The sequence below is a fragment of the Treponema sp. genome, assembly GCF_045657965.1.
Lineage (GTDB): Bacteria > Spirochaetota > Spirochaetia > Treponematales > Treponemataceae > Treponema_D.
Genome location: NZ_JAZOUG010000044.1, coordinates 1 through 11174 on the forward strand (window position 1 = coordinate 1; position 11174 = coordinate 11174).

The following is an 11174-nucleotide window of genomic DNA, read 5'->3' on the forward strand; positions in this document are numbered from 1 at the left end:
AGAGCGGAAAACTCGTTCTCATCGATAAAGAAATCGACGAAAAATTCTGGGCAATGTGTAAAGCACAGCTTTTCCGCCCAGAGCTAATCAAAGAAAAGGCTTCTTCTGTAAAAATCGTCTACACACCGTTGCACGGTACAGGTGCAATGCATGTCGAAAAGGTTCTCGGAGATTTGGGACTCAAAGTCATCACAGTTCCAGAGCAGAGAGAGCCTGACGGAGCATTCCCAACAGTCGAAAAACCGAACCCGGAAGAAGCTCCTGCTCTTAAAATGGCAGTTGAGCTCGGCGAAAAAGAAAAGGCTGACTGTGTAATGGCAACTGACCCGGATGCAGACCGCTTCGGAACCGCATTCCCAGGACCAGACGGAAAATTTGTTCTCGTTTCAGGAAACCAGATGGGAGCCCTTCTCTGTGAATATGTACTTCTTTCACGAAAAGAACTCGGAAAACTCCCTTCAGACGGTGCTGTAATCAGATCTATCGTAACTTCTCCATTCTGTGATTACATCTGTAAGAACTACGGCGTTAAAATGCATGAATGTTTAACAGGCTTTAAGTGGATTGCTGCTGTAGAAGATGAATTCGAAAAAGCTGGTAACGAAACTTACGTTTACGGTCTTGAAGAAAGCTACGGCTACAAAATCGAAAAAGAAGTTATGGATAAAGACGGCGTTTCTGCAGCAGCAATGTGTGCTGAAATGACACTCTACTGGGCTTCAAAAGGTAAATCAATCCTTGAGCACCTCGACGACATGTACAAAGAATACGGTTTCTTTGAGGACCGCGCAATTTCTCAGAACTTCCCGGGAAGTGCCGGAAAAGAAGTTATGGCCGGCATCATGACCCGTCTCCGTACAGAAGGTGTAAAAACTCTCGGCGGAAAGAAAGTTCTTGAAATCCGCGATATTGGAAACTCAGTTTCATACAATCCTGAAAATCCAGGTGCAAAAACAGAAATCAAACTTCCAAAATCAAACGTTCTTCAGTTTGTTCTCGAAGGCGGCACAATCGTTTCTGCACGTCCGTCTGGTACAGAGCCTAAAATCAAGTTCTACATCAATGCGCGAACTGATTCTGCAAATGGTCTTGACAAGGCGCGTGAGGAAAGCGGCAAAGTCTGCGACGCAATCACTGCCGATATCAAAGACCTTCTCTCTAAAGCATAAAATTGGCTAAATCACATCTTCACCTGATGACTGATTACAGGCGCATGAAACGGCTCCTCGAAAGCGGGGCTGTTTTTTGTGCGCTTGATACCGAGACTACCGGGCTTAAACCCACTGAGGAGCGTATCATTGAAATCGGGGCGGTCAAGTTTGATGCAGACGGCGTAATCGGCACTTTTTCAACCCTGGTAAATCCCCGCGTCCTGATTCCTCAATTTTGTCAGGAACTTACCGGAATCACGAACAAAATGGTTTATGGCCAAAAAGAGTTTTCTGAAATTGCAGAAGATTTTCTTTCTTTTTTAGGCGAAGATTCAATTATAATTGCCCATAATGCACAGTTCGACTTGCGTTTTGTGAACGCGGAACTGGAGCGGACAGGCAGAGAAAAACTTTACAACAAAGCAATTGACACACTCCGCTTTTCAAGATGGACTTACCCTGAAAATGAACACTGGGCCCTGCAGTTCTTAGCAAAACAGCTGAATGTCGAAGTAAAAAGTGCTCACCGGGCTTTAGATGACGCAAGGGTCTGTATGGAAATATTTATCCATTGTATTAATGACTCAATTGACAGACAAAAGCCAATAATTGACAGCAGTGCCTCACAATGATAAAATATTTGTCATTATTATCTTTAAATAAAGGAAAAATATATGAAAAACAAAATGTTGTGGATTGGTTCTGTAATCATCCTCATTCTCTCAGTAATCTGTTTTGTTGTATTCGGAGTAGGCACAGAATTGATTCGTGCTGTTACTGGTGAAGGCAACGGAATTTCATTTGGTAAATATAACGGCAAAGAAGTTGTTCTTGCTCCAAACACAGACTTTGCAAACTATGTTCAGAGATACACAGAATATTTCCAGCAGCAGGGGCAGGAACTTGACCAGAACAGCTATTTTTATATCTACAGTTATGCATTTAATTCTGCAGTTCAGTCTATGGCATATAAAGATTCAGTTAAAAAATCAGGCTATGCACCAAGTGAAAAACTTGTTTCCATTACAATGCTGCCTTATTTCTTAGATTCAAACGGAACCTTAGATGCACAGACTTTAAGCAGAATCTCTAATTCAGATAAAGAATCACTGAAAAACGGCATTTCAAATCAGCTTACATACCAGCGTTTTTCAGATGATACATTCGGTTCAAGTGAAACACTTGGTGATTACAAATTTTATGGCTTAAAATCAAGCAGTGCAGAAACCAGCTTTCTTTCATCTCTAAACGAAGAAAAGCGCTCAATCGACACAGTATCATTTGATAAAGCTGACTATCCTGATTCAGAAATCAAAGCTTTCGCTTCAGAAAACCTTTCACTTTTCGACACATATTCACTTTCAATGATTACAGTAAAAGATGAATCACAGGCAAAAAAATTACTCGGCCAGATTAACAACAGCGAAATTACCTTTGAAGATGCCGTATCAGAATATTCAGAAAAGTATTACACAGACGGTGACGGAAAAGTTAAAGAAAACTTCGCATACCAGATTAAAGAAAATCTTGAAAATGAAGCTGATTTCGAAAAAATCACAGCTCTCGAAAAGGATTCTTTAAGCGAAATCATTAAAACAAATACAGGTTATTCAATTTATAAAAATACAGGTGATAAAAGATCTGCAAATATCGAAGAAACAGAAACATTCGATGCTGTAAAATCTTATATCAAAGCAAATAAACAGACTTTAATCGATGAATATTTTACAGAAAAGGCAAAAACATTCATTGCAAATGCTAAAATTGACGGATTTAATGCCGCAGCTAAAAAAGCTGGTATCGAAGTTATTTCAATTTCTGCTTTCCCGCTTAACTACGGCGATGTATCTATCGCAGACAAAATCGATGCCGGTGAAGCAAAAGCTTTTGCAAGTGCAGGTACAAACGAAGATTTCCTTACAACAGTCTTCTCAATGAAAGTAAATGATATTTCTGAACCTGTAACTCTTGGAAATTATATTTCTGTATTCCAGTTAAAAGAAATCCAGAACACAAAATCTGATGATGAAAGACTTGCTAAAGTTACTTCTGATTCTAAAAATTATGATGAAAACGGAGCACAGAGTGCTTTGCTTTCAAGCAAAAAAGTTGAAAATAATGTAGCAAATACATATATCAACAATTTTATGAATAAATAGTTAATAAGGATTCATAATTTGGAAGTTCAATTCCAAGAAAAGCCCTGTCTGGTGGAAGCCGGGCGGGGCTTTTCTGTTTCTTATAAAGGACGTTTTCTCTATTCAAAATACTCACCTGAACGTGCGATTGAAGGTACTGTAAGTTCTTTAGAAATTCTTCCAAATACACTGATTCTTGCTTTTTCCCCTGTCCTCTGGCTTGGCCTTTCTTCACTACTGCAAAAATTACCGGAAAACTGTTTTATCCTCGGAGTAGAATTTGACAAAAAACTCTATGATTTTTCAAAAACAGAACTTGAAAAACTTCAAAATAAAAAAGATAACATTTCTAATGAAAAATTACGTTCACAAACTGCAATTCTGCCTTTTGAATTAAACGATTACATAGTAAATATTTTAAGCGGAGAAGAATTTCCTGCAAAAAAAGAAACTTTACAACTTCTTCCTCATATTTCTAATTTTCGCCGTGCACTTCCAGTTGAAATGAGCGCAGGAACTCAGTTTGAAAAAGAAAAATACATTAAATTTGCTTCCCTTACGCAAAACACAATTGCTTCATTCTGGAAAAACAGAATCACACTCACAAGGCTTGGCCGTCTTTTTTCAAAAAATTTATTCAAAAACCTTTCAAATTTACCTCAAAGCCTTGATTTAAGAAAAATCATTAACTCTATATCCAGCCCGATTTTTGTATTTGGTGCAGGCGAAAGCATTGAAGAAACACTTAATAATATCCCTAAATCTGAAATTCATAAATGCTTTATTATAGCAGTTGATGCTGCAGCCACTTCCTTAAAGGCACACAATATTAAAATCGATGCAATAGTTGCAGTTGAAAGTCAGCTTGCAATAGAAAAGGCTTACATCGGTAATACTGCAAAAAATTCACTTCTAATCGCAGATATAACATCAAGAAAAGCGGTTACACGTCATTCTAAAAACACAGCTTATTTTGCTTCAAAATACACAGATGCTCAGTTTTTAAGAAAATTATCACATGAAACTTTTTTTCCGCCGCTTTTTCCGCCGCTTGGCTCAGTCGGACTTACAGCAGTACAGCTTGCACTTCTTCTCAGGAAAAATAAAAATATACCAGTCTTTTTCAGCGGGCTTGATTTTTCTTTTTCATGTGGCAGAACCCATGCAAATAATACACCGGCTCACATCGCACGGCTCTGCAGCTCAGACAGGCTTCACTCTCAAGAAAACTACACCGCAGCGTTTAAAACAGAAGCAAAACTAATTACAGGAAAAAACAATATTCCTGTTTATACAGACACGGCACTTACAGGCTATGCAAAAAGCTTTACAGATGTTTTTTCAGGCAGTCCAAATCTTTATGATGCAGGAAAACAGGGGCTCTTTCTTTCAATTCCGGAAATCTCTTCTGAAAAACTTACAGCATATTTAAAAACGACTGTTAAAAAAGAAACCATGGATTTTTCAAATTTACAAGGATTAGAGATTATAAAAACACCTGATATTTTATCATTTCTTGAAGCCGAAGAAAAAGCGCTGAACCGCATTAAAGAACTTTTAATGTTTGGAAAAGATGTTGCCTGCTGCTCGTGCTCACTTGAAGAAGAACTTCAGTCACTTATAGCACCAAGGGAATACCTGTATTTACATTTCCCGGACGGCTACAAATGCAACACAAAAGACATAAGCTTCTTAAAACGCGTAAGAAGCCAGATTGATTTCTTTTTGAAAGATATTAAAAACGAATTAAAAACAGATGCTACGGATTAAACGGATGCAACGGATATTTTAAACATAAATCCATGATATCCGTCAAATCCGTTATATCCGCGTCTACTCTTCTTTTTCTTTAAGAACAGCAAGGAATGCGCTTTGCGGAAGTTCGACGTTTCCTATCATCTTCATCTTCTTTTTGCCTTCCTTCTGCTTTTCGAGGAGCTTTCGTTTTCGGGTAACGTCGCCGCCGTAACATTTGGCAAGAACATCCTTTCGCACAGGATTTACGGTTTCACGTGCTATAATCTGACTTCCTATTGCGCCCTGAATTGCAATTTTAAACTGTTGACGGCTGATTTCTCCCTTTAGGCGTTCACATACTTTTTTTGCACGAAGGGCAGCTTCCGGCTTATAAGCAAGCTGACTTAAAGCATCTACAGGTTTTCCATTTAAAAGAATGTCAACTTTAACAAGTTCTGTCTGCTGATAATCAGTGAGTTCATAATCAAATGAAGCATAACCACGGCTATAGCTTTTAAGTTTATCGTAAAAATCAAACAAAACTTCAGCAAGCGGCATTTCATAAATAAGTTCAACCCGCTTTTCATCGAGATAAGTCATATTTTTTTGAACACCGCGCTTTTCTGTGCACAAATTCATAATAGCGCCTATATAATCTGTCGGTGTGATAATCGAAGCACGAATGTACGGTTCCCATGACTCCTGAATTTTTGTTTCCGGGAACTCGGTTGGGTTATCAATAATCTGTTCAGTACCGTTTGTAAGCTTGATTTTGTACTGAACACTTGGTGCCGTAAAGATAACAGCCTGATCATAATCTCTTTCAAGCCGTTCCTGAATAATTTCAAGATGTAAAAGTCCTAAAAATCCACACCTGAATCCGTTACCAAGAGCCAGAGAATTGTCTTTTTCATAAATAAGAGAGGCATCGTTTAATTTAAGCTTTTCCATGCTCTCTTTAAGTTCTTCATAATCGTTTGAATCAATCGGATAAATCGATGAAAAGACAACAGGTTTAACTTCTTTAAAACCACCTAAAGGTTCTGAAGCAGGATCAGAAGCTAATGTAACTGTATCACCAACACGTACATCGCTTACAGTTTTTACTCCTGAAATAATATATCCAACATCACCGGCTTCAAGATATGGGGTTTCTTCATAATTGATTTTAAAAATACCAATCTGTTCAACCCTGTAGTCAGCATTATTAGACATAAAGCGGATTACATCGCCTTTTTTGATTCTGCCTTCTTTAACACGTATGTGTATGATAACACCACGATATTCATCGTAATGACAGTCAAAAATCTACGCCTGAGCCTTACCGTTCGGATCTCCTGTAGGAGCAGGAAATTTAGTAACAATGGCTTCCATTAAATCATCGATTCCTTCACCTGTTTTTGCACTTACAGGAACTGCATCTTCTGAGTCCAAACCTAAATCATGGTCAATCTGATGCTTTACACTCGGTAAATCTGCACTTGGGAGGTCAATTTTATTAATTACAGGAACGATAGTTAAATCCTGCTCCATTGCCATGTAAAGATTTGAAACTGTCTGGCTTTCAACGCCCTGTGAAGCGTCAATCAAAAGAAGGGCACCTTCGCACGAAGCAATCGCACGGCTGACTTCATAAGAAAAATCGACGTGTCCCGGAGTGTCGACGAAATTAAGCTCGTAATCGTGTCCGTCTTTTGCACGGTATGGAATTGTAACTGCCTGGCTTTTAATTGTAATTCCACGCTCCCGTTCAATATCCATATTATCGAGAATTTGATTCATCATCTGCCGGTCGTCGATAATCTGAGCTTTCTGGATAAGTCTGTCTGCGAGAGTCGATTTTCCGTGGTCAATATGCGCTACAATACAAAAATTGCGCTTGTATTTCATTTCTGTCATAATTTACTCCATTATAATTTCTGATTTTTACTCAGAATTTAAAAATAATAAGGGCTGTCCAGCTGAGAACCTATAGCCATTACACCGTCAAGATACCCTTTTTTCCGGTTTTTAGCATAGATTTCTGCATAAATGACAGAATTATCGTCACTTAGCCTTATATTTCTGATTTCAATCGGATCATTTTCAGAAAATCCAGATTCATCAGCTATGGATCCTTTTATAATCTGCTCAATTGAATATTTTCTGCTGCTTGAAGTTGAAACTGCAATAAGTTTCATTCCAAAAATCGGAACAAAAGATTTTGCAATTATATCACCTTTATAAATATTATACCCGGGATTTTCAGGTCTTGCCCCAAGATAAATATCAGATTCATAAACTTCAGATTCTGAACGGCGGTATTTAATTTTTACTATTGATTTTGCAGGAAGTTTCATTAAAACATTCTGCATATTTTCAAGAGTTGTAATTTTTTCACCATTCAGTTCAATAATTACATCACCTTCAAGAATTTTTGTACGGCTTGCACTGCTTCCAGGAAAAACGTACTGGACTTCAAGCCCTGTATCTTTTCCCATTTCTTTTTTTGTATGACCAAAACAGCCAATCCAGGGGTGCAAAACCTTTCCACCGGAATAAAGAGCAGGCAAAAGTGATTTTAAATATTCAACAGGAATTGCAAAATTCAAGCCTTCATACTGGAGCATACCGGCAAAAACTACCGCCTGTACATTTCCGTTAGAATCAATACACGGCCCGCCGGAATTTCCCTGGTTTACAGCTGCATCAATCTGCATAACAGAACCAAGTGTAAATAATTTTCTGTCAGTTGCACTCACAATTCCGCTTGTAAGTGTTCTTTCCAGTCCTACTGGTGAACCAATGGCATAAATTTTATCACCGGCATCCAGATCTGTACTGGAGCCGAGATTAAATACAAAAGGTGCATCAACTTCAGTTTTAATAAGTGCCAGATCAATTTCTGAATCATAACCGATTACTTTTGCAGGAATGCGCGTATCGCTGTCTTCAGCAAGTTTTATAAAGAGGCGGGAAAAGCCTTCAGACTTTTTATCAACAAGATCGGCAATAACATGATGATTCGTAACAATGTAACCGTCTTTTGAAATAAAAAAACCGGAACCGATAACCCGGTCAGCATATCCCATTCCGTTCTGAACCTTTATGCCTTTATCAACCCAGATTGTTACAGTTCCGCTTATATATTCAGAAACTTTCTTTGTTGAAGGATTTTTTTCAGAGCTTAAGCCAGGAACTTTTTTAGAAAGAGAGTAAACCTCTGAAGCAGGCTTAGAAAGATTTGAAAGAGCCGGAGATTTTACTGTTTCCAATGATTTTTGTATTCTTGCAGCATTAAACCAGTCTGATTTTTCAACTGATAGATTATATTCTTCGATAACTTTTTTTTCACAGTCAGAAACGGTCTGTTCATCACCTAAAAGATTTGCACGCCACAAAGCCTGAACCGGATTCTTATCAACTAAATCCATAATCCTTTTACGCTCTTCACGGCGGGCATCTTCCTGAGTGTAGTCAATTTCTGAATAAATTGCTTCCGGATCTTTTACTGAAGTACATCCTGTAAGTGCAAGCATTGAAGACAGCAGTAGAAAAGCCAGTTTTATATTTTTTTTCATCCTAAATGTTTCAGTTTTCAATTTTAATATTTCCGTTTAATTCTGGATTTCCATGCCGAAAATATTTTTTTCGATTCTGACAGCAAGAAATCTTTTTTTATCACTCTCGACCACTATAGAAACACCCTGCTCTGCAGTTTGGTTAATTTCTTTTATTATATTTTCTTCATTTTTTTGTGTTCCGGTATTTGAAATCCAGTAGAAATTTTTAGAATTTCCTTTTACAACTGATAAAATTTCAGTTCCTCTCTGAACTGAAACAGGAACTGAATCCTCAGAATATACAGTAACAAGCATATTTGTAAAAGGCTGAAAGAATTTTGCTTCTTCACGCACTTTTCCATCAACTGATGAAGGCTGCTTTACATACTGAACATCCCAAACTCCATCACCATTTGTATCCCACGAAGAGATTTTACCGGGAATTTTATTCCCTTCGGATGCAGGAAGATACTCTTCAATAAAATCAGGAACTGTATCTCCATTCTGATCCACAGTAATTTTTTTGAGATAAAAACCGCTTCCACTCGCCGCTGAGCCAAAAAGATTTGTCATTATCTGAAGTTCGTCATTTGTCGAAATAAACTTCTGATCCTGATCCGTTGTAAATCCATAAAACTCCGTTGTTTCAAAAAGCCCGTCTCCGTTAATGTCAACTTTTCTTGAAACCGGAATTCCGTTTTCAAACTGAGCCATTGCATAAATTTTATCACCAACAGAATAACCGGCTATCTGTGCAACTCCATTTAAAAGACTAACCTGAATTACAGCACCTTCACGTTCTTTTGAAGGAATTGAATAACTTAAGGCAGCTTTTATAAGCTTTTGACTGGAAACTGATTTTTTTTCAGTTTCCGAAAGAATAACAGGAATAAAAAATTCAAAATTCAATGAATTTTTAATGGAAATATCTGCTGCAACATTAAAAGGAGTCCATTCAAGGGTTTCTGCAATCAGAGAAATTCTTAAGTCTGAGTGAAGGCTTTCCATTTTATAGTTTGCAAAAGAAATATACGGCCATGAAGAATATTCAAGTTCAAGTGCATTTTCTGACATAGAAATTTTCTGCGGGACACCAAAGTCACATATACTGGTCCATTCATTTTCATCATCCTGATTTTCATCATAGAAAATTGACTCAGGTCTTCCTCGTTTGTATATAACAGTCATATTTGAAATTAAATCACCATCAGTATCAAAAACAACTGTTCCGTTATAAGAATTTAAATATTCAGAAAACTCTTTTTTAACTTCTTCACCTTTTAAAAGTGCTGCAAAATCTTCCAGAACAGAAAGCTCAATTTTTAAATCAGAAAATTTATAAAAATAATCGAGGGCAGAATCTTCAGTTAAAAGACCTGATTTTAATGCTTCAATAGCATAAAGCGGTGAAGTAAAACCTTTTGAATTGAAAGCCTTTAACATTCTCACCTTTTTAGAATCCCCTTTCGGAGGTTTTTCGTCAGATGAAAAAATTGCAGCAAAAATCTCTAAGTCATTTTTTGCATTTTTATAAAGAGGCACAGTCAGAGCAAAAGCATCTGCCAGAGAGCGGACATCATCAGATAAATCTGAATATTTTTGTTCAGTTTTTCTAAAAATCTGATATTCATGAGAATAAAAGAGTTCTGCAAATCTTTCATCTGCAGGATATACACGACGGGCCGAATCAATCCGGCTCCGCGCTTTTTTTAGATTTTCTTCATCACCGAGGCAATAATAATTTTTTGCACGGATATACTCAGCATCTGCAGAATAAATAAAAGGAGAAGAATCAAGAACAGAAAGAGACTGAGTATACTGACGGGTAGTACACAAAATATCTGCATAAAGAATTCTTGCTCCATCCCTGTTATAATCAACCCATTCAGCTTCAGTCAAAGCAGTCACAACAAGCGGCAGAACGGCATACTTTTTTTCACCAAGATTCATCTGTGAAACTGCACGCAGATACCATAAATCAGCAATTTTATCATCATAAGCAAGCCCCATTTTTGCGTTCGAATCCGCTTCAGACCATAACTTTTCTGAAGCAAACTGTTTTGAAAGCTGAAGGTACCGGATAGCAGTCCTGCGGTTTGCAGAGGAAGCTGAATTTACTGGAGAAGCAAAAGTAAAAGCTGCGTAAACTGCAGAAATAAAAATATATGAAACTGTCTTTTTTAACATCAAATAAACCCTTTTCCTTATTTTATCATAATTTAGCTTATTCTACAATCCAATTCTTAAATCCAAAAGATTCGGCAATAAGTGCTTTTATTTGTGGCATTTCTTTTAATTCAGGAAAAACTTCTTCGATTACAGGTATTTTTCCCCTGATTTTTTCAGGAATTTTCCAGTCAGAAAAAATTTGAGAAAGAGATTTATATTTCCCTTCTGCTGTTTTTATTTTATCCCCGTAAACAAAGCTGCGAACTATGCACGGAAAATTAATTTTATTCACCGGAAAAGTTTTAATATTTAATTTTTCTGTTACATCAGAAAGCTCATCTTTGTCATTTACAAAAAAATAAAAACCACTTTCCGTTTCTTCTTCAGAAGAGGAACTTTCATTCAGCACAAATATAAGGTTTTCCTTATCAAGTTTA

The 11174-nt window shown here is 37.2% G+C and carries 7 protein-coding genes and 1 pseudogene; 4 read left to right on the forward strand and 4 right to left on the reverse strand.

The features are described 5' to 3' along the window. The 4 genes from ACKI5B_RS01615 to ACKI5B_RS01630 form a co-directional block, all read left to right on the forward strand. On the forward strand, nt 1–1169 hold a 1169-nt coding region (locus tag ACKI5B_RS01615), incomplete at its 5' end, for a phospho-sugar mutase (protein ID WP_407425207.1). Between the two features lie 2 nt (nt 1170–1171). Further along, nucleotides 1172–1783 (forward strand): 3'-5' exonuclease, encoded by a 612-nt coding sequence (locus tag ACKI5B_RS01620; protein ID WP_407425208.1) that lies wholly within the window; start codon nt 1172–1174, stop codon nt 1781–1783. A gap of 42 nt (nt 1784–1825) precedes the next feature. Further along, the gene (locus tag ACKI5B_RS01625; protein WP_407425209.1) at nt 1826–3310 is read left to right on the forward strand and encodes a peptidylprolyl isomerase; all 1485 of its coding nucleotides are present in this window, start codon (nt 1826–1828) and stop codon (nt 3308–3310) included. 18 nt (nt 3311–3328) lie between these two features. Continuing rightward, a complete protein-coding gene (locus ACKI5B_RS01630; RefSeq protein WP_407425210.1) occupies nt 3329–5059 on the forward strand; it encodes a 6-hydroxymethylpterin diphosphokinase MptE-like protein in 1731 nt (576 codons plus the stop codon). A gap of 63 nt (nt 5060–5122) precedes the next feature. Here ACKI5B_RS01630 and lepA read toward each other — a convergent pair. The 4 genes and pseudogenes from lepA to tilS form a co-directional block, all read right to left on the reverse strand. Then, nucleotides 5123–6925: pseudogene (lepA, locus tag ACKI5B_RS01635) on the reverse strand (translation elongation factor 4). Nucleotides 6926–6963: 38 nt separating this feature from the next. Continuing rightward, entirely contained in the window at nt 6964–8586 is a 1623-nt protein-coding gene (locus ACKI5B_RS01640) for a S1C family serine protease (RefSeq protein ID WP_407425211.1), read from the reverse strand. A gap of 36 nt (nt 8587–8622) precedes the next feature. Next, on the reverse strand, nt 8623–10755 hold the full coding sequence (locus tag ACKI5B_RS01645; protein WP_407425212.1) for a hypothetical protein: 2133 nt from the start codon (nt 10753–10755) through the stop codon (nt 8623–8625). Nucleotides 10756–10792: 37 nt separating this feature from the next. After that, the coding region (tilS, locus tag ACKI5B_RS01650) for a tRNA lysidine(34) synthetase TilS (RefSeq protein WP_407425213.1) at nt 10793–11174 on the reverse strand (382 nt) is incomplete at its 5' end.